This is a genomic window from Sphingomonas sp. CFBP 8760 (genome assembly GCF_014841615.1).
Classification (GTDB): Bacteria; Pseudomonadota; Alphaproteobacteria; order Sphingomonadales; family Sphingomonadaceae; genus Sphingomonas.
Genome location: NZ_JACYUG010000001.1, coordinates 419,585 through 439,235, shown reverse-complemented (window position 1 = coordinate 439,235; position 19,651 = coordinate 419,585). Strand labels below are relative to the sequence as shown.

The 19,651-nt window shown below is 67.8% G+C and carries 17 protein-coding genes; 8 read left to right on the top strand and 9 right to left on the bottom strand.

Annotated features, from left to right (window positions below):
* The first annotated feature begins 3 nt into the window (after nt 1-3).
* Genes IFT82_RS02070 through IFT82_RS02055 form a run of 4 tightly spaced genes read left to right on the top strand, consistent with a single transcriptional unit; the run spans nt 4 to nt 4,829 of the window.
* Complete coding sequence (locus IFT82_RS02070; RefSeq protein WP_192123913.1) at nt 4-939, top strand: bifunctional riboflavin kinase/FAD synthetase; 936 nt, start codon at nt 4-6, stop codon at nt 937-939.
* Nucleotides 936-3,884 (top strand): isoleucine--tRNA ligase, encoded by a 2,949-nt coding sequence (gene ileS, locus IFT82_RS02065; protein ID WP_192123911.1) that lies wholly within the window; start codon nt 936-938, stop codon nt 3,882-3,884. Before IFT82_RS02070 ends, ileS begins: the two co-directional genes overlap by 4 nt.
* On the top strand, nt 3,881-4,387 hold the full coding sequence (gene lspA, locus IFT82_RS02060) for a signal peptidase II (protein WP_192123908.1): 507 nt from the start codon (nt 3,881-3,883) through the stop codon (nt 4,385-4,387). The genes ileS and lspA overlap by 4 nt, the downstream gene beginning before the upstream one ends.
* Nucleotides 4,380-4,829: a DUF3035 domain-containing protein gene (locus tag IFT82_RS02055; RefSeq protein WP_192123906.1), complete on the top strand. Its 450-nt coding sequence runs from the start codon at nt 4,380-4,382 to the stop codon at nt 4,827-4,829. The genes lspA and IFT82_RS02055 overlap by 8 nt, the downstream gene beginning before the upstream one ends.
* A gap of 268 nt (nt 4,830-5,097) precedes the next feature.
* Here the strand turns inward: IFT82_RS02055 and IFT82_RS02050 are convergent, their stop codons facing one another.
* From IFT82_RS02050 to IFT82_RS02035, 4 genes are all read right to left on the bottom strand, one after another.
* Nucleotides 5,098-5,982 (bottom strand): TorF family putative porin, encoded by an 885-nt coding sequence (locus tag IFT82_RS02050; RefSeq protein ID WP_244646358.1) that lies wholly within the window; start codon nt 5,980-5,982, stop codon nt 5,098-5,100.
* 185 nt (nt 5,983-6,167) lie between these two features.
* Nucleotides 6,168-7,361 (bottom strand): cystathionine beta-lyase, encoded by a 1,194-nt coding sequence (metC, locus tag IFT82_RS02045; protein ID WP_192123904.1) that lies wholly within the window; start codon nt 7,359-7,361, stop codon nt 6,168-6,170.
* Entirely contained in the window at nt 7,351-8,187 is an 837-nt protein-coding gene (locus tag IFT82_RS02040) for a sulfurtransferase (RefSeq protein WP_192123902.1), read from the bottom strand. The genes metC and IFT82_RS02040 overlap by 11 nt, the downstream gene beginning before the upstream one ends.
* A 6-nt stretch (nt 8,188-8,193) precedes the next feature.
* Nucleotides 8,194-9,738, bottom strand: a complete 1,545-nt coding sequence (locus IFT82_RS02035; protein ID WP_192123900.1) for a cryptochrome/photolyase family protein — start codon at nt 9,736-9,738, stop codon at nt 8,194-8,196.
* A gap of 29 nt (nt 9,739-9,767) precedes the next feature.
* Between IFT82_RS02035 and queF the strand changes: the two genes are divergently transcribed.
* The 3 genes from queF (at nt 9,768) to IFT82_RS02020 (ending at nt 14,004) form a co-directional block, all read left to right on the top strand.
* Nucleotides 9,768-10,214 carry a preQ(1) synthase gene (gene queF, locus IFT82_RS02030; protein WP_192123898.1) on the top strand — a complete coding sequence of 149 codons (447 nt, stop codon included), beginning with the start codon at nt 9,768-9,770 and terminating at the stop codon, nt 10,212-10,214.
* A gap of 182 nt (nt 10,215-10,396) precedes the next feature.
* Nucleotides 10,397-12,670, top strand: a complete 2,274-nt coding sequence (locus IFT82_RS02025; protein ID WP_192123896.1) for a glycosyltransferase family 4 protein — start codon at nt 10,397-10,399, stop codon at nt 12,668-12,670.
* A gap of 53 nt (nt 12,671-12,723) precedes the next feature.
* On the top strand, nt 12,724-14,004 hold the full coding sequence (locus tag IFT82_RS02020; RefSeq protein ID WP_192123894.1) for a glycoside hydrolase family 130 protein: 1,281 nt from the start codon (nt 12,724-12,726) through the stop codon (nt 14,002-14,004).
* A gap of 46 nt (nt 14,005-14,050) precedes the next feature.
* Here IFT82_RS02020 and IFT82_RS02015 read toward each other — a convergent pair whose 3' ends face one another.
* Both IFT82_RS02015 and IFT82_RS02010 read right to left on the bottom strand, forming a co-directional pair.
* Entirely contained in the window at nt 14,051-14,620 is a 570-nt protein-coding gene (locus tag IFT82_RS02015) for a GAF domain-containing protein (protein ID WP_192123892.1), read from the bottom strand.
* A 172-nt stretch (nt 14,621-14,792) separates the two neighbouring features.
* Nucleotides 14,793-16,748 carry an OPT family oligopeptide transporter gene (locus IFT82_RS02010; protein WP_192123890.1) on the bottom strand — a complete coding sequence of 652 codons (1,956 nt, stop codon included), beginning with the start codon at nt 16,746-16,748 and terminating at the stop codon, nt 14,793-14,795.
* 85 nt (nt 16,749-16,833) lie between these two features.
* On the opposite strand from IFT82_RS02010, the gene IFT82_RS02005 reads away from it, so the two are divergent.
* Nucleotides 16,834-18,138: a homoserine dehydrogenase gene (locus IFT82_RS02005; protein ID WP_192123888.1), complete on the top strand. Its 1,305-nt coding sequence runs from the start codon at nt 16,834-16,836 to the stop codon at nt 18,136-18,138.
* Between the two features lie 105 nt (nt 18,139-18,243).
* Here the strand turns inward: IFT82_RS02005 and IFT82_RS02000 are convergent, their stop codons facing one another.
* From IFT82_RS02000 to IFT82_RS01990, 3 genes are all read right to left on the bottom strand, one after another.
* Nucleotides 18,244-18,771: a hypothetical protein gene (locus IFT82_RS02000; protein WP_192124310.1), complete on the bottom strand. Its 528-nt coding sequence runs from the start codon at nt 18,769-18,771 to the stop codon at nt 18,244-18,246.
* A 2-nt stretch (nt 18,772-18,773) separates the two neighbouring features.
* Nucleotides 18,774-19,106 carry a hypothetical protein gene (locus IFT82_RS01995; RefSeq protein WP_207105717.1) on the bottom strand — a complete coding sequence of 111 codons (333 nt, stop codon included), beginning with the start codon at nt 19,104-19,106 and terminating at the stop codon, nt 18,774-18,776.
* Between the two features lie 93 nt (nt 19,107-19,199).
* Nucleotides 19,200-19,628: a CoA-binding protein gene (locus tag IFT82_RS01990; RefSeq protein ID WP_192123885.1), complete on the bottom strand. Its 429-nt coding sequence runs from the start codon at nt 19,626-19,628 to the stop codon at nt 19,200-19,202.
* Between the last annotated feature and the right edge of the window lie 23 nt (nt 19,629-19,651).

Genomic DNA, 19,651 nt, shown 5'->3' with positions numbered 1-19,651 from the left:
GCGATGCAGCGGCTTGACGGCGGCTCGGCCATTCCGCGCGATCTTGCCGGCGGGATCGTCGCGCTCGGTAATTTCGACGGGTTCCATCTGGGACATCAGGCGGTGGTGGGGGCCGCCATCGCGCGCGCCCGCGCGGAGGGGCGGCCGGCGCTGGTCGCGACGTTCGATCCGCATCCGGTGCGCCATTTCCGCCCCGATACGCCGCCGTTCCGGCTGACCACACTCGACCAGCGCGAACGGCTGTTCGCCCTAGCGGGGGCGGATGCGATGGTGGTGTTCCGCTTCGATGGCGATCTCGCCGCGCTGACCGCGGCCGATTTCGTCGAACGGCGGCTGGTCGCGGCGCTGGGCGTCGGCGGGGTGGTGACGGGGGAGGATTTCACCTTCGGCCGGCACAAGGGCGGCGATGTCGCCCTGCTGCGCGACGCGGGACTGCGCCACGGTTTTCACGCCACCGCGATCGGCCCGGTCACGCTGGACGGCGAGCCGGTGTCCTCCACCCGCATCCGCGACGCGCTGCGCGCCGGCGACCCGGTCGCCGCTGCCCGGTTGCTGACCCGGCCGTTCGCGATCCGGGGCGTGGTGGAACATGGCGACAAGGTTGGCCGCACGATCGGTTACCCTACCGCCAACCTGAACATGGGCAAGTATCTGCGCCCCGCCTACGGCATCTATGCGGTGCGCGGCCGGCTGGCGGACGGGCGGGTGCTGAACGGCGCGGCGAATCTGGGCATCCGGCCGCAGTTCGAGCCGCCCAAGGAACTGCTCGAACCCTATTTCTTCGACTTCGCCGGCGAACTGTACGGGCAGACGATCGAGGTCGAACTGATCGAGTATCTGCGACCCGAGGCGAAGTTCGATGGCCTCGATGCGCTGATGGCGCAGATGGAGGCCGATTGTGCGCGGGCGCGGGAGGTTCTAAGCGGCGGGCACCCATGACCGACGCAACCAAACCCACCCCCGAACCCGCTGGCGCCCCCCAACGGGATTACCGCGACACCGTCTTCCTGCCGAAGACCGACTTTCCGATGAAGGCGGGTCTCGCCGCCAAGGAGCCGGCGATCCTCGATCGCTGGGCGCGGATCGGGCTGTACGACCGGCTGCGCGCGGCGCGCGCCGGGCGCGAACGCTTCATCCTCCACGACGGCCCGCCCTACGCCAATGGCGACATCCATATGGGCCATGCGATGAACAAGGTGCTGAAGGACATCATCGTCCGCAGCCAGTCGCTGATGGGCAAGGACGCGCCCTATGTCCCAGGCTGGGACTGTCACGGCCTGCCGATCGAATGGAAGGTCGAGGAGGCGTATCGCGCGAAGAAGCTGAACAAGGACGACGTGCCGGTCGAGCAGTTCCGCGCCGAATGTCGCGCCTATGCCGAGAAATGGGTCGCGGTGCAGCGTGAGCAGTTCCAGCGTCTGGGCATCATGGGCGACTGGGCCGACCCGTATCTGACGATGAAGTACGACGCCGAGGCGGCGATCGTCGGCGAACTGTTGAAATTCGCCGAGAGCGGCCAGCTCTATCGCGGCGCCAAGCCGGTGATGTGGTCGCCGGTCGAAAAGACCGCGCTGGCCGAGGCGGAGGTCGAATATGAGGACGTGGTGTCGACCCAGATCGACGTCGCGTTCGAGATCGTCGACGCGCCCAACGCGCCCGAACTGGTCGGCGCCCATGCGGTGATCTGGACGACGACGCCGTGGACGATCCCGGTCAATCAGGCGCTGAGTTACGGACCTGAGATCGAGTATGGTGCCTATTGGATGGCTTCGGATGATCGTCTGATCCAAGTTCTGGTTGCCATGGATTTGGTCGGAGATTTTGAAAAGCGTACCGGTCTTCGAAATGAAGACATCAATAGCGCGCCACACTGGACGATCAAAGGCTCGCAACTAGAAGGCGCCACCGCGCGCCACCCGATGCACGCCCTCGGCGGCTTCTTCGCCAAGCCGCGCCCGTTCCTGCCGGGCGATTTCGTCACGACCGATGCGGGCACCGGCCTCGTGCATATGGCGCCCGATCACGGCGAGGACGATTTCCTGCTGTGCAAGCAATACGGCATCGATCCCGTCTTCGCGGTCGACGGCGCGGGCATGTACCGCGCGGACTGGGCGTGGCTGGGCGGGCAGGGCTCGGTTATCAACAAGAAATTCGTCGGTGCGGACGGGCCGATCTGCACCGACCTGCGTGGCGTCGGCGCCTTGCTGGCGGCCAGCGACGACTTCTCGCACAGCTATCCGCATTCGTGGCGGTCGAAGGCGAAGGTGATCTTCCGCGCGACGCCGCAATGGTTCATTCCGATGGACCGGGCGCAGGGTGCTTCGACTTCGCTCAGCACGAACGGGGGTGGAGATGAAGATGCCCCTACGCCGTTCGCCCTGAGCGAAGTCGAAGGGCCTGGGTCCAGCAACGGCGCCACGTTGCGCGAGATCGCGCTAGACGCCATCGCCGCCACGAAGTGGGTGCCCGCGCGGGCCGAGAACCGCATCACCTCGATGGTGCAGGGCCGTCCCGACTGGGTCATCAGCCGCCAGCGGGCATGGGGCGTGCCGATCGCGCTCTACGTCCATCGCCAGACCGGCGAGTATCTGAACGATCCGGCCGTCAACGCCCGCATCGTCGCCGCCTTCCGCGATGGCGGGGCGGATGCGTGGTTCACCGCGGATCATCAGGCGCTGCTGGGTAGCGACCACGATCTGGCCGCGTACGAGCCGCAGCGCGACATCCTCGACGTGTGGTTCGATTCGGGTTGCACCCACGTCTTCACCGTCGAGGCGCGCTACGGGGAGGGCACCCGCGCGAACCTGTATCTGGAGGGGTCCGACCAGCATCGCGGCTGGTTCCAGTCGTCGTTGCTGGAAAGCTGCGGCACGCGGGGCCGTGCGCCCTATGACGCGGTGCTGACCCACGGCTTCGCGCTCGACGGGCAGGGGCGCAAGATGTCGAAATCGCTCGGCAACGTCGTCGATCCGCTGAAGGTGATCGGCGAGAGCGGTGCGGATATCCTGCGCATGTGGGTCGCCTCCACCGATTATTTCGACGACGTGAAGATCGGCAAGGAGGTGCTGGCCACCGCGTCCGACGCCTATCGCAAGCTGCGCAACACGTTCCGCTATCTGCTGGGCGCGCTCGACGGCTTCACCGACGCGGAGAAGATCGAGCCGGCGGCGATGCCGGAGCTGGAACGCTATGTCCTGCATCGGCTGGCGATGCTCGACATCGAGCTGCGCGAGGCGGCGACGGGCTATGAGTTCAATCGCTATATCCGGCTGCTGACCGATTTCGCCAACGAGGACCTGTCGGCGTTCTTCTTCGACGTGCGCAAGGACAGCCTGTACTGCGACGCCGCCGACAGCCCGGTGCGCCGTGCCTACCGGACGGTACTCGACACGCTGTTCCACGCGCTGGTCCGCTATGCCGCGCCGGTGCTGTGCTTCACCGCCGAGGAAGTGTGGCAGACGCGCTTCCCGGACGAGGAGGCGTCGGTCCATCTGCTCGAATGGCCGGTGCTGCCCGATCTGGCGGTGGATGCCGGGCTGGTCGAGCGGTGGCGGACGCTGCGGCTGGTGCGCGGCGATATCAACGTCGCGCTGGAAAGCGCCCGGCGCGAAAAGCGCGTGCGGACCGGGCTGGAGGCCGATCTGGGTGTCCGCATCCCGCTCGCCCCGCCGCTGCGCGCGATCGAGGAGGTCGGGCTGGATGTGTTCACCGAACTCTGCATCGCCGCCTCGGTCGAGGTCGCACCGGGCGACACGCCGGCCGCCGGGGTCGAGGTGACGGTGACGCCGACGGACAAGCACAAGTGCGGCCGTTGCTGGCGGCATCTGCCCGAAGTGACGGTGGACGGCGCGCTGTGCGATCGTTGCGCGACGGTGGTGGCATGATGCTGCCGGTGCGCGGGATCGTCGCGGCGGTCGCGCTGTTCGCGGCCGACCAGTTGAGCAAATGGGCGATCACCGGGCCGCTGGGAATCGATCATCTCGGCGCCGCGCGCGAGATCACCGGGTTCTTCGCGCTGCGCTTCGTGCCCAATGTCGGCGTCTCGCTGGGGCTGCTCTCGGCGGACAGCGACGCCAGCCGCTGGGCGCTGGTCGCGATGACCGCGCTGATCGCGGCGGGCGTCGCGGTGTGGATGACGCGCGAGAAGCACCCGACCGACCAGATCGCGCTGGGGCTGGTGCTGGGCGGGGCGCTCGGCAATATCCTCGATCGCATCCGGTTCGGTTTCGTGGTCGATTTCGCCGATCTGCATATCGGCGACTGGCGTCCGTTTTTGGTCTTCAATGTCGCGGATGCGGCGATTACGGTGGGAGTGCTGGTGCTGCTCGTCCGTGCGCTGCTGACCCGCGACAAGCCTCAGCCTATTGTGGAGAGTCCCCATGCGTAACGTCGTTGTTCTGGCCGCGGGGCTTGCGCTCCTGTCGGGGTGCGCGGGCAAGTCGCTCGATCGGGCCCGGCCCGACGAGTTCGCGGTCGCGCGGCAGGCACCGCTGGTGATCCCGCCCGATTACGCGCTGGTCCCGCCGCAGCCGGGCGCCGCCCGTCCGCAGGACGCGCAGGGACAGACGCAGACGCTGGATGCGCTGTTTGGGGGCCGCGCGCCGCGCAGCGCCGCCGAAACCGCGACGCTGAGCGAGGCGGGCGTCGACGCCGCCGATCCGGGCATCCGCTCGTCGGTCGGCGATCCCGGCACCAACGTGGTCGACAAGGGGGCGGCCACCCGCGCGATCGTCGCCGCCCCGGCGAGCGACGGGCAGGACGCGCGCGCCACCGCCGGCGGTACGACCGCAGCCCCCGCGCCGACGGCAAGCCCGACGCCGCGTCCGTGATTACGGACGCGCTACCCGCGCGACCGGTAGTGAAAAAGCCCCGCCTGCGATGGTCGCAGACGGGGCTTTTTCATGGTCTATGGCAGGATGACATTGGCCTGACCCAATCCGTCATGGCGAGCGCGGCGAAGCAATTCAGTGCCGGATCAGGACACGTTGGATTGCTTCGCCGCGCCCGCCATGACGGATATCTGGTTCGACCTGATGTTATCACGCGCTAACGGGCGGCGCATCCCGGTCCCCCGAACGGGACGCGCCGCCCGTCCGCTCAGAACGCGGCGGTGAGCGAAAACACCACCGTCGCGCCGGCGATCGTGCCCGCCCCGTCCTGACCCTTGCTGAAGCTGGGCTGGAGATAGGCGGAATCGGCCTTGCTGATGTCGGTATCGGTATAGGCGACACCCAGCGTCAGCGGCGTACCCTTGATCGCGTAGTCCGCCCCGATCAGCCAGTCGAAATACTCGCCGGTCGGCGCGACGCTGGTCGCGAACGGTCCCAGGCCCTTGTTGCCGTTCGAATAACCGATATGCGCCTTGGCGGTCAGGCCGGTGTTCGGGATGGCGGCGGCGGCGTCGCCCCACAGGTACAGATTGTCGTTCTTGTCGCCGGGATTGTCGTAACCGATGCCGTTGTCGTAATCGACATTGGCGGCGATCGCGCCGGTCGACGACCAGGCGCCCAGCGCCTCCTGCTTGGGGGCATAGGCGACACCGGCGGTCAGGCTGGCGGGGCCGAGCGTGCCGGACAGCTTCACATAGGGTTCGATGAAGTCGGTGTTGTCGAAGCCGGAGGGGTACATGTACCACGTCGCCCCGACATCCAGCGTACCGCCGCCGACCGGCAGCTTGTAGCCAGCGATCAGGTCGAGTTCCATGTTGGCGCCGCCGAACGTGCCCCAGCCCGCCAGGTTTGATGCCCATGTGCCGATGTAGAGCCCGCTTTCATGGGCGATCGTCACGCCGCCCTGCACCGCCAGGTTGCGATCCGATTGCGACACGCCGCGAAAGCGATAGTCCGAGACGAGGCCGACCGAGCCGGTGACGGTGACGGGCGGGGGAGGAGCGGTTTCCTCCTGCGCGAGAGCGGGAGTAGCGGCCATCAGGCAAAGCCCGCCGGCCAGAAGGTGCGAGAAGCGCATCGTTGTCCCCTTCATGGGATGAATCCGATGTTCACGCCTGCATATCGGGGATGCCGCATCTGTACCGGGTCAAACCCGTGCGCGATCTTTCCGCCGACGGGGGCGACATGCCAGCGGCTTTGCACCCGCACAAGGGATTCGTTGCGCGATCCAGCCGGTTCGGGACCGGTTGTTGCGCAGGCGACACAGCGGTCGCTGCCTTACCCCCGCGCGGCGGCGAAGCGGGCAAGGCCGCGGTCGAGGTCGGCGATCAGGTCGGCGGGGTCCTCCAGCCCGATCTGCAGGCGGATCATCGGCCCGGCGCGATCGGTGCGGGTGACGGTGCGATGGCGATGCGGGTCGACGGGCAGCGCCAGGCTTTCGTAACCGCCCCAGCTATAGCCGATGCCGAAATGGGTCAGCCCGTCGATCAGCGCGGCCCGCGCGGCATCGTCGCCGCCGTTCAGCACGAACGAGAACAGCCCCGATGCCCCGTGGAAATCGCGGGCGAACACATCATGGCCGGGACAGTCGGGCAGGGCGGGGTGGAGCACGGCGGCGACCTCCGGCCGGTCCGCCAGCCAGCGGGTGATCGCCAGCGCGCTTTCTCCATGCTGGCGCAGGCGCACCGCCATGGTGCGCAGACCCCGGCTGGCGAGCCATGCGTCATCGGGCGCGACGTGCTGGCCAAGCTGGAAACTGGTGTCGCGCAGGGCGGCGAAGCGGCCCGGCCCGGCGGTGACGGACCCGAGCATCACGTCGGAATGGCCGACGATGTATTTGGTGCAGGCGAGGATCGCATAGTCCACGCCGTGGGCGATCGCCGGGAACAGCAACGGCGTCGCCCAAGTGTTGTCCAGCAGCGTCACCAGCCCGCGTTCCCGGGCGACCGCGACGATCGCGGGCACGTCCTGCACCTCGAACGTCAGGCTGCCGGGGCTTTCCATGAAGATCGCCCGCGTCGCCGGGCCGATCAGGTCGGCGATCCCGGCGCCGACCAGCGGATCGTAGAAGCGGGTGGCGATGCCGAACCGCGCCAGCATCCCCGTCGCGAAGCCGCGCGTCGGATCATAGGCGCTGTCGGGCACCAGCAGTTCGTCGCCCGGCGACAGGGTGGCGAGCAGCGCGGCGGCGATCGCCGCGACGCCGGACGGGTAGAGGAACGTCCCCTCCGCCCCCGGCTCCAGTTCCGTCAGCGCCTCCGCCAGCGACCACTGGGTCGGCGTGCCGCGCCGGCCGTAGAACAGGCGATGATGCGTGTCGACGCCCGCCGCCGACCGCAGATCGGCGACCGAATCGTACAGGATGGTCGAGGCGCGCCACACCGGCGGGTTGACGATGCCGCCGGTCCATTCCGGGCGGCGGCCGGCCTGCACCACCTGCGTGGCCGGCCGGGTATCGGGATCATGCTTCATCGGAACCGGTCGCCTTGGGAGTGGAGGGATCGCGGCCCCATTCGGACCAGCTGCCGTCATAGATCGCCGCCTCGCGCCCGGTCAGGTGCAGGCCGAACGCGATCACCGCGGCGGTGATGCCCGACCCGCAGGTCGCGATCACCGGTGCATCGGGATCGAGGCCGGCCAGCGTCGCGGCGAGATCGTCGCCGCGCTTCCACCGGCCGTCGGCGTCGAAGAACCGCGCATAGGGGATGTTGCGCGATCCGGGGATGTGGCCGGGGGCGGCACCGTGCGGATCGCCCTCCGCGCCCGTGAAGCGGGCAGCCGAGCGGGCATCGACCAGTTGCTCCGCCCCGCTCGCCAGATTGGCGCGGACCTGCGCCAGGTCGCGCCAGCGAGCGGTATCGAGTCGCGGCGTGAGCGTGCGCGCCACCGGAATGACGGTGTCGGTTTCCAGCGGATGCCCCGCCGCGCGCCACGCCGCCAGCCCGCCGTCGAGGATCGCGACATCGCCGATGCCGTAGCTGCGCAACAACCACCACGCGCGCGCCGCGCTTCGCCACGGCGAATCGTCGTACAGCACGATCCGCATCCCGTCGCCGATCCCCAGCGCGCCGCAATGCGCGGCGACCTGCGCGGCATCCGGCAGCATGTTGGGCAGAGGCGACGCGGTATCGCGCAACGCGGCCAGATCGAGGAACACCGCGCCGGGAATATGCCCCGCACGATGTTCGTCCCGTGCATCGCGCCCCAGGGCCGGGTCGAGCAACGTCGCATCGACGACGATCAGATCGGGGCCACCGAGCGCATCGGCAAGCCAGTCGGCGGATACCAGCGGGTCCATCGCCGATCAGTAACCGGCGTCGCCCCCCGCGTCGAGACTGTCGAGGAATGCCGCCGCCTGTGCCCGGGTGGCCGCCTGTGCTTTTGGCGACTGTTTGGCCCAGGTGCGGTACGGCATCGCCATGCGGTGGTTGTCGGCCAGCCTGTCCTCGTGCCGCGCGATGAAGTCCCAGTACAGCGCGTTGAAGGGGCAGGCATCCGGCCCGATCCGCTGCTTCACGTCGTAGCGGCAATGGCGGCAATAATCCGACATCCGGTCGATATAGGCGCCCGACGAGATATAGGGTTTCGACCCCACCAGCCCGCCATCGCCGAACTGGCTCATCCCCAGCGTGTTGGGCAACTCGACCCATTCATAGGCGTCGACATAGACTTCCAGATACCAGCGATGCACCGCCGCCGGATCCGCGCCGATCAGCAGCGCGAAATTGCCCGTCACCATCAGCCGCTGGATGTGGTGCGCGTGCGCGGTCTCCATCGTCTGGCCGATCGCCTCCGCCAGACAGTGCATGTCGGTATCGCCGGTCCAGTACCAGCCGGGCAGGGGGCGGTGATGATCCAGGAAGTTGCGGTCGACATAATCCGGCCCCTCGCGCCAGTAGATGCCGCGCATGAACTCGCGCCAGCCGATGATCTGGCGGATATAGCCCTCCACCGAATTGAGCGGCGCGCGACCGGCGCGATATTCCGCCTCCGCCCGGCGGCACAGGTCGAGCGGGTCGAGCAGCCCCGAATTGATGTAGGGGCTGAGGATCGAATGCCACAGGAACCGCTCGCCGGTCAGCATCGCATCCTCGTAATCGCCGAAATGCGGCAGCGCATGGGCGAAGAAGGCGGCGGCCTGTCGTTCGGCATCCCCGGCGGTCACGGCGTAATCGAACCCGTCGAGCGCGCCGGGGTGATCCGCGAAACGGGCCTGCACCAGATCGATCACTTCCTGCGTGATTGCATCGGGAGGGAATATGTGGGGCCGGGGCATCAGCAGGTCGCGTGCCGCCGGTTTGCGGTTCTCCTTGTCGAAGTTCCAGCGCCCGCCGACCGGCTTGTCCCCCTCCATCAACAGGTCGGTGCGCCGGCGCATCAGGCGATAGAAATACTCCATCGTCAGGGTGGCACGATCGTCGGCCCAGTCGGCGAAGTCGGCATGGCTCGCCACGAACCGGGTGTCGGCACGGATGTCGACCGGCAGGCCGAACAGCGTTTCCCAGCTGTCGAGCATCGCCGCCACGCGCCACTCGCCCGCCTCCGTCACGACGATGCGGTCGGGCGCGTGGCGGGCGATGGCGCGGGCGATCTCCCCGGTGAAGCTGTCGGCGGCATCGGGATCGTCCAGCCTGACGTAATCGACGGTCCAGCCGGCCGCGGTCAGCGCGGCGGCGTGATGCCGCATCGCCGACAGGATATAGACGATCTTCTTGCGGTGATGGCGCACATACCCGGTTTCGTCCGCCACCTCCATCATCAGCAGCACGCTGTCGGCGGGATCGGCGCCCGCCAGTGCCGACAGGTCGAGCGACAGCTGGTCGCCCAATATCGGGATCAGCGTTTTCATCGCGGTCCGTACCTCCTACATGGTCGGGGATGACCCCTATGCACCTCGGCCAGACCAGCGCACTGCCCGCCTCCCCCGAAGCGGCGGTGCTGGATTATGTTCCCAACCCGCGCCCCGGCCGCACCTATATGGTGCGCTTCGCCGCGCCCGAGTTCACCTCGCTGTGCCCGGTGACGGGGCAGCCGGACTTCGCGCATCTCGTGATCGACTACGTACCCGGCAAGACCATCGTCGAATCGAAGTCGCTCAAGCTGTTCCTCGGCAGCTTCCGTAACCATGCCGCGTTCCACGAGGACTGCACCGTCGGCATCGGCGAGCGCCTGTTCGAGGAGATGCAGCCGCGCTGGCTGCGGATCGGCGGCTACTGGTATCCGCGCGGCGGCATCCCGATCGACGTGTTCTGGCAGTCCGGGACTCCCCCCGCCAGTTGCTGGCTGCCGGATCAGGGCGTCGCGCCCTATCGCGGGCGGGGCTGAGCGCCTCCGAAACTCGCCCTTTCGCGAGTTTCGAAACAGACTCCGGGGGTTCGGACGCGTCATCGGCGACACATCGTGCTGCACCGCGTCACGGAGGTGAAACTTTCTGATCGCTGAACGGTTTATCGCGGTGATAGGGCGGTGGTGTATCCATGCGCCCACACCCGACAAGAGGAACGGCGATGGCGGTATCGGTGGAGGCGGCGGCAATCAGGCATCTGGCGTTGATCGGCAATTTCCTGCCACGCCAGTGCGGGCTCGCGACCTTCACGACCGATGTCTACACCGCGGTGCGCGATCGCTTTCCCGACGTGCAGGTCGATGTCTACGCGATGGACGACCATGTCGGCCGCTACGACTATCCCGATGCGGTGGTCGGCACGATACCCGAACAGGATCTGTCGGCCTATCTCGACACCGCCCGGACGATCGAGGCGAGCGGCGCGCAGGCGATCTGGATTCAGCACGAATACGGCATCTATGGCGGCCCCGCCGGTGAGCATATCCTCGCGCTGCTCGACCGCACGACCTTGCCGGTCATCGTGACGCTGCATACCGTGCTGGAGAAGCCCAGCGCGGACGAACGCCGCGTGCTGGAAGGGCTGCTGCGCCGCGCCGCCAAGATCATCGTGATGGCGGAGCGGGGACGCGATATCCTCCAGCGCGTCTATGGCGCCAATCTCCGTCAGGTCGTGATGATCCCGCACGGCGTCCCCGACCGGGCGCTGGTCGATCCCGCCACGGTCAAGGACCGGTTCGGTTGGCAGGGGCGGCAGGTGGTGCTGACCTTCGGTCTGCTCGCGCCCAACAAGGGGATCGAGACGATGATCGCGGCCTTGCCGGCCGCCGTCGAGCGCCATCCCGACTTGTTGTACGTGGTGTTGGGCGCCACCCACCCGAACCTCGTCGCGCACGAGGGCGAGAAATATCGCGATCGCCTGAAGGCGCTGGCGGCGCAGCATGGCGTGGCGGACAATGTCCAGTTCATCGATGCCTTTGTCGAGCATGACGAACTGATCGGCTATCTCGAAGCCGCCGACATCTATGCGACGCCCTATACCAACCCTGCCCAGATCACGAGCGGAACGTTGTCCTATGCGGTCGGCATCGGCAAGCCGGTGGTGTCGACCCCTTACGTCCACGCTACCGAAATCCTGGCCGATGGGCACGGCGTGCTGGTCGATTTCGGGGACGTCGCCGCCTTCGCGCGCGAGATCGACTCCCTCCTGTCCAACGATCGCGACCGGCACCGGCTGGCGGCGCGGGCCTATGCCCGTGGCCGCACGATGATCTGGCCGCGTCTGGCCGAAGCGACGATGCGGGAGACCGAGGCAGCGGTAGCCGGCCGCCCGCGACGCATCGCCAAGCCCGCTCCCGGGCTGAAGGCGCTGGCCCCCGACTTCGCCGCGGTCGAACGCATGAGCGACTCGACCGGCATGTTGCAGCATTCGATCTATTCGGTGCCCGATCGCCGCCATGGCTATTGCATCGACGACAATGCCCGCGCGCTGATGCTGGTCAGTGCGATCGCCGACATGGACGCGGTGGCGCGGGACAAGTGGACCACGATCTACGCCTCGTTCGTGCAATATGCCTGGAATCCGGACAAGCGCCGTTTCCGCAATTTCATGAACTTCGACCGGACATGGTGCGAGGACGAGGGGTCCGAGGATTCCAACGGCCGCACGCTCTGGGCACTGGGTGTCACGGCCCGCGACGCGCGCGATCCCAAGCATCGCGACTGGGCGAGCGCGATGTTCGATACCACCGGCAGCATCGCGTTCGATCTGGGATCGCCGCGCGCGCAATCCTTCGCGATGCTGGGGGCGGCGGCGATGTTGCAGGCGAAGCCGGGCCACGAACTGTCGCGATCGATCCTGCAACGCTTTCCCGACATGCACCTCCAGTTGCTCGAAGAGACGCGACGGCCCGAGTGGCAGTGGTTCGAGATCGTTCTCGCCTATGACAATGCCCGTCTGCCGGAAGCGCTGATCCGCGCCGGACAGGCACTGGACCGCCGCGACCTGATCGAATGCGCCCTGTCGACGCTGGACTGGATCTGTGCGCGCCAGACCTCGCCCGAGGGTCGGTTCCGCGCGGTCGGTACGGAAAGCTTCAACCGCCCCGCCTATTCGCCGCCCCTGCAGTTCGACCAGCAGCCGCTGGAAGCGCAGGCGACGGTCGATGCCTGCATCGCCGCCTATGAGGCGACCGGCGACACGCGTTGGGTGCAGGAGGCGGAGCGTGCCTATGGCTGGTTCATCGGCCTCAACGACCTCGACCTGCCGCTCGCTAGCCCGGCCGATGGCGGCTGTTTCGACGGGCTGATGCCGACCGGACTCAACCGAAACCAGGGCGCAGAGTCGATCCTGGCGCTGCAACTGGCGAATTGTGCGATTTCGGGGCTTTCGCAACGCCCCGTCTCCGTGGCAGGGACATCCCGCGTCGTCGCATAGCCTCGCTTGCGATGGCCATGACGGCCGCTCACGGACGAGGCGATGTTCCTGCGATGAATCTGGTCAATCACGAACTACGGTTGCATGCCGATCCGTCACGGGTGGTGGTGCGGCCCTTCCATATCGCGTGGGGCGGCAGCGGCGGTATGCCCAGCCGTACCGAGCGGCTGGTCGCCGAGGTGTTGAAGATGACCCCGGCCGAGGCACGCGAGCAGCTGGAAGTGGTGCTGAAGGATTTCGAGGCGCGCCATTGGCAGACGCGTCGTGTCTTCATGACCCGTTACGACGAGATCGAGGAACTGCTGAACCTGAACGGCACCGAGATCGGCGACGAGAAACGGCAGTTGATCGGCGCCTATTTCTGCCACGAATACAGCTATGCCGCCGCCGCGCTGATGAACCCCAGCGCGGTGCCGCATTTCGACCAGTCCGGGATGCCGCCGGGGTCGCTGCGCATCCTGATGTCGATGCGCGCGGTGGGGGAGGGGCATATCTCGTCCGTCGCCTTCCGCGAGGGGATCATTACCGACGGCAACCAGATGAAGCTGGCGCCCGAACCGCCCTTCGCGACCGCCACCGACGCGGTCGGCACCGATTACGAGACGATGCCCGAAGGCCCGATCACCGTCTATCGCCACCGCGATTCGACGCTGTCGGGCACGGTGATCTTCCCGATGACCGGCGCCCAGTCCAAGGGGCTGGAGGATCTGCGCATCGTCCATTTCCAGCATGACGACGGCAGCTGGGAATGGATCGGTACCTACACCGCCTATAACGGTTCGCAGATCCAGTCCGAACTGATGCGCACGCGCGATTTCCGGGCGTTCGATCTGGTGCCGATGACGGGCAATGCCAGCCGCAACAAGGGCATGGCGCTGTTCCCGCGCATGGTCGACGGCCGGTATATGATGATCGGCCGGTCGGACGGGGAGAACCTGTTCCTGCTGAAGTCCGACGATCTGACCCATTGGGATGACGGCGTTAAGATTCTGACGCCGCAATATCCGTGGGAACTGGTGCAGATCGGCAATTGCGGTCCGCCGATCGAGCTGGACGAGGGCTGGCTGCTGCTGACGCACGGCGTCGGCGCGATGCGCAAATACTCGATCGGTGCGGTGCTGCTCGACAAGCGCGATCCCTCGAAGGTGATCGGCCGGATGCAGCAGCCCCTGCTGGCGGCGAAGGATCAGGACCGTGAGGGGTATGTCCCCAACGTCGTCTATTCCTGCGGCGCGATCCGCCACGGCGACCGGCTGTTCCTGCCTTACGGCATCGCCGACAGTTCGATCGGGTTCGCCTTCGTCCCGATCGCGGATCTGCTCGCCGCCATGTGACGGGTCATGGACCGGCCCGGGGTCGAGCCGGCCGGTCCATCACATGTCAGATCGACATCCGGCGGATTCTCTCGGCTTCGATGGTCTCGCCGGGCGGTTTGGCGATCACCGCATGATCGCCCAGCACCGCGACGATCTCGCGGGCCATGGCGGCAAGTATCGTGGTTTGTACGCGGGGCAATGCATCGCGGGGCGCCCCATCGAACACGCACAGGGTGCCGAGCGGCAGTCCCTGCGCATCCAGCAACGGCGCGCCGGCATAGAAACGCACTGCGGGATCATCCAGCACGCTGGGGTTTCCGGCAAAACGGACATCGCGCGCGGCGTCTTCCACCAGGAACACGTCGTCCGGGGTCATGATCGCATGGCCGCAGAAGGAGGTCGCACGCCGATAGACGCCCGGCTTCACTCCCTTCGTCGCGATCAAATACTGCCAGTCACGGAACACGATCGAGATCGCGGCCATGCTGGTATCGAACAGCGCGCTGGCCCGATCGACCACTGCCTGTAATTTCGCCACCCCGGTGGCGTTCAGCGCCTCGGACCGGATTACGGCGGCTTCGCGGATCGCCTCGTTCGCCGGTTCGGGTGCGACCTGATAAACGCTGAAAACCATTGTCGCGGCGTCCCATATGGCAAGCCAAACGCCTAATCGAAACTATAGGGCAAATCAATCGGGCCGCGTAATTGAAGCATTACGGATGTTATACCAAACAGATACGATGTTATCAGTATAGATTACTTTAACAACCGTTTGTTGAATGGTGTCGACAGGTCAGCTTGCTTGCTCAATGCCGGGTGGCGCGTGCCGATTGGCGATATAGTGTTGCGATCAGGGCAAGGAACAGGATCGTCCCGCCGATCGCACCGGGCACTTCCCAGCCGGCGCCGACCAGCGCCAGCGGTGCGTCGCTGCCCGTGGCATAGACGATCCCCGCGAACGCCACGCCCCACAGGCTTTCGCCGACGATCATGCCCGTCGCCGCCAGCACGCCCATCCGTTCCGCCGCCTCCGGATCGGCGCTCCGTCTGGCCCAGCGGTCGTACACCGCGCCGATCGCCGCGCCGACCACCACCGTCAGCGTGACCGACATCGGCAGATAGACGCCCAGCCCCACGCCCAGCGGCGGCAGGCGCAACCGCCCGGCCCGGCCCAGTCCCTCGTCCAGCGCCACCAGTCCCGCCCCCGCCAGTGCGCCCCAGCCGATCATCGCCCAGTTCAGGTCGCCGCCCAGCACCCCCTTCGCCAGCGCGGAGATCAGCGCTGCCTGCGGTGCCGCCAGCGCGTTCGGTCCCGCGCCCGGCGCCCCGACGAAGCCCAGCGTCGAGCCGAGCAGGTTGAGCACCGGCGGCACCACCAGCGATCCGAAGATCACCCCCAGCACCAGTGCCACCTGCTGCTTCCACGGCGTCGCGCCGACCAGTTGCCCGGTCTTCAGGTCCTGAAGATTGTCGTTCGAAATCGTCGCCACGCCGAACACGATGCCGGTGACGATCAGCGCATAGGCGACCAGCGCCTGCGTCGTATCCGGCGGAGTGCCGCGCCCGAAGAACCCGACCAGCAACAGGCTGGCGGCCAGGACGGACAGGATGCCGATCCCCGAAACCGGGCTGTTCGAGGCCCCGATCAGCCCGGCCATGTATCCGCACACCGCCGCGATCACCAGGCCAACGACGACGACGAACAGCAGCGCCCCGGCGATCAGCGCCACCGCCGATCCCGCCAGCGGCCCTCCGGCGATCACCGACCACAGCAGCACCGCGATCGGCACCAGCATCCCCAGCGACACGAGCGCGACCAGCCCGATCGGCAGGTCGCGCTCCGCGTCCGCGATGATCGCGCCCCCGGCCCGCGCCTGCGACGCCGCGATCGCGGACCGGACACCGCCGATGACGGGGCCGATGATGCGGAGCAGCGTCCAGATCGCCGCCACCCCGATCACGCCCGCGCCGAAGAAGCGCACGTCGCTGCGGAACACCCCGCCCGCCCATTCCGCCAGCGTGGCGGCGGGCATCGGCGCGGCGGCGGTCAGGATCGGCAGCACGATCCACCAGCCCAGCACGATACCGACCAGCATCGCGCACCCCACCGACAGGCCGACCAGATGACCCGCGCCGATCAGCGCGAACGACAGGCCGCCGGCGATCCCGGTCGCGCCCGCGCCGACCCGGAACCACATCGTCGCCTCCGCCGCGACCAGCCGGGTCTGGGTCAGGATCGCGAACCCGCCGGACGCCAGCGCGCTCCACACGATCGTCCACAGTCCGCGCGCGCTTTCCGCCGCGCCCTCGCGACTGCCGGCGCCCACTTTCAGCACTTCGGCGGCGGCGCGGCCCTCGGGGTAGGGCAGGGGGCTGTCGATCACCAGCGCGCGGCGCAGCGGCACGGAGAACATCACCCCCAGGATGCCGCCGGTGGCGGTGATCGCCGCGGTCGTCAGATAGGGAAAGCCCTGCCACCACCCGATCATGACGAGGCCGGGCAGCACGAAGATGATCGCCGCCAGCGTGCCGGCCGCCGACGCCACCGTCTGGACGATGTTGTTCTCCAGGATCGTGGCCCCGGGCAGATAACGCAGGATCGCCATCGAGATCACCGCCGCGGGGATCGAGGTGGCGAAGGTCAGCCCGACCTTCAGCCCCAGATAGACGTTGGCGGCGGTGAACAGCAGCGTGATGAGCCCGCCGAGCAGGACGCCGCGCAGCGTCAGTTCGGCGATCGGGCGGGATGTGGTCGTCGTCATCGAAACAGCATGGCGGCAACGCGGGCGCTTTGCAAAGCCGCCCCGCTCGCCTAGTCGCAACATTCTATCAAGGGAACGAGCGACGATGGCGGAAGCATTGCGGGTGGCATTGGCCGGGCTGGGCACGGTGGGCGGCGGCGTCGTCCGGTTGCTGGACGCCAATCGCGACCTGATTACCCGTCGCGCCGGCCGCGCGATCGAGATCGTCGCGATATCCGCGCGCGACCGGAGCCGGGATCGCGGGATCGACCTGTCGCGCTTCGCCTGGGTCGACGATACCTCGGCGCTGGCGACGCATCCCGACGTCGATGTCGTGGCGGAGATGATCGGCGGGTCGGACGGCCCGGCGCTGACGCTGGCCCGGGCCACGCTGGCGGCGGGGCGCGGCCTCGTCACCGCGAACAAGGCGATGCTGGCGCATCACGGCCTCGAACTGGCCGAGGCGGCCGAGCGCGCCGGGGCCGCGCTGAAGTTCGAGGCGGCGGTCGCCGGCGGCATCCCGGTCATCAAGGGCTTGCGCGACGGCGCGGCGGCGAACGAGATCGCCCGCGTCTACGGCATCCTCAACGGCACCTGCAATTTCATCCTGTCCAAGATGGAAGCGGAGGGCCGCGACTTCGCAGAGGTGCTGGCCGAAGCGCAGGCGCTGGGCTTCGCCGAGGTGGACCCCACCTTCGACATCGACGGTATCGATGCCGCGCACAAGCTGTCGATCCTCGCCAGCGTCGCGTTCGGCACCCGGCCCGCGTTCGGCGATGTCGTCGCGCAGGGCATCCGCCACGTGCTGGGCGCCGACATCGCCGAGGCGGCGGCGCTGGGACATCGCATCCGGCTGATCGGGCTGGCGGAATCCGGGCCGGACAACAGCGGGACGGGCGGGTTGTTCCAGCGCGTCCATCCGCATCTCGTCCCGCTCGATCATCCGCTGGCGCACGTCACGGGATCCACCAACGCAGTGGTCGCGGAGGGCAATTTCGTCGGTCGCCTGCTGTTCCAGGGCGCGGGCGCGGGCGAGGGGCCGACCGCCAGCGCCGTGGTCGCCGACCTGATCGATATCGCGCGCGGGGAATATGGTCCTCCCTTCGCGATGCCCGCCGCCTCGCTCACCGTCCCCCACCCGGCTGACAGCGGCGAGCGGCGCGGCCGCGCCTATGTCCGCTTCATGGTCGAGGACCGGGTCGGCGTGCTCGCCGAGATCGCGGCGGCGATGCGCGATGCGGGCGTGTCGATCGAAAGCCTGATCCAGCGTGGCGCGACGCAGGACGGGCGGGTGCTGGTCGCGATCGTGACGCATGACGGCCCGGAACGCTGCGTCGCGCAGGCGCTGGAACGGCTGCGCGGTTCGCAAAGCGTCGCCGGTCAGCCGCTATGGATGCCGATTTTGGGGTGAGGGGGCGGTCGCTTTCCCCTACGAATATCGAACTTCGACACAAATACCTATCGCCTCACCGGAACCGCCGGTGAGGCAGCCATGCTGGGACAGGCTTGCGGTGCTTCAGGGCAGCAGCCGGCCCTCGGTCGATACGCGGGGCGGCTCGTCCAGCGAGATGGCGACGCGGCCGGATTTGTCGGGCTTCTTGCCGAACGCCCGTTTCAGGCCACCGACGGCGTCGCTGATCAGCATGCCGGGATTGGTCGATTCGCCCTGCCGCTCGCAGCAACTGTCCGGATCGATCAGCTTGCCCACCAGCCGGATCGCGGCGGTGCCTGCACCGAATATGTCCACTCCCGCCTGACACCCGCCCTGCAGCGTTGCGCAGGGCGTTTCCGTCTGGGCCAGTGCGCCCATGCCCGTCACGCCCGGATTGGACGGGATCGGCCGATCGGGCGGGCCACGTTCGTCGGGCAGGGGCAGGCGTGGCTTGTCCGGCGTGCCGCAGACGACGATCTCCCCGTCGACCCCGTCGGGGCAATTGCTCAGGATGATCCGTTGCGGCGGCGTGCCGGGGGTGCGCGCGGCGGGCAGCGGCATCGCCGGGGTGGCGACCTGACCGGCGGCGAGCAGCAGGGCGAGGGCGATCATCGTCACGGTGCCAGCTTGCGCGCGCCGCCCACCGCGGTCTTGCCGCCGCCGCTGGTCATCGTCACGCCGACGAAGCCGCAGCTGACCATGATGGCGCGGCGTTCCTGGCAATTATCGGTCTTCGCCAGCAGCCGGTGACGTTCGGCCGCGACCCCCTCGTGCCGGGGATCGCCGGGTTCGTACACGATGAACGGCACCCGAAACCGGTCGGCGCGGCGTCGGCCGCAGACGGTGATGTCGGTGGTATCGGCGGCGACGACGCACCGCTGTTCGGCGGCGGTCAGCGTCCGCGCGGAACGGACCAGTGCATCCACGTCATCGATCAGGGCCAGCATCAATGGTAGCATGGGTACCTCCCGATTCGCAGTCTGGTCCACGATTGTGGCCGAAACGGGTCGGTCGATAAAGATGCAAAGATGCCGGCGGAGTCAGGCCACCGACGGTACGCCGAGCCGACGCAGTTCGATCGCGGGGCAGCGGTCCATCACCACCTTCAGTCCTGCGGCCTCGGCACGTTCGGCGGCGTCGTGGTTGATGACGCCGAGCTGCATCCACACCGCCTTCGCACCCGCCGCGATCGCCTGATCCACCACCTCGCCCGCGGCGGCGGAATTGCGGAAGATGTCGACGATGTCGATCGGATCGCCCAGTTGCGCCAGTTCGCGGAACACGAATTCGCCATGGACATGTTCGCCGGTGATCTGCGGATTGACCGGGATCACGCGGTAGCCATGGCGTTGCAGCGCCGCCATCACGCCATAGGAGGGGCGGTTTGGCCGGTCCGAGGCGCCGACCAGCGCGATGGTGCGCGCGCCGGCGAGCAGGTCGTGGATATCGGCATCGGTGGTCAACGGCATGGCGGCGCTTCCTTCGGTCCTCT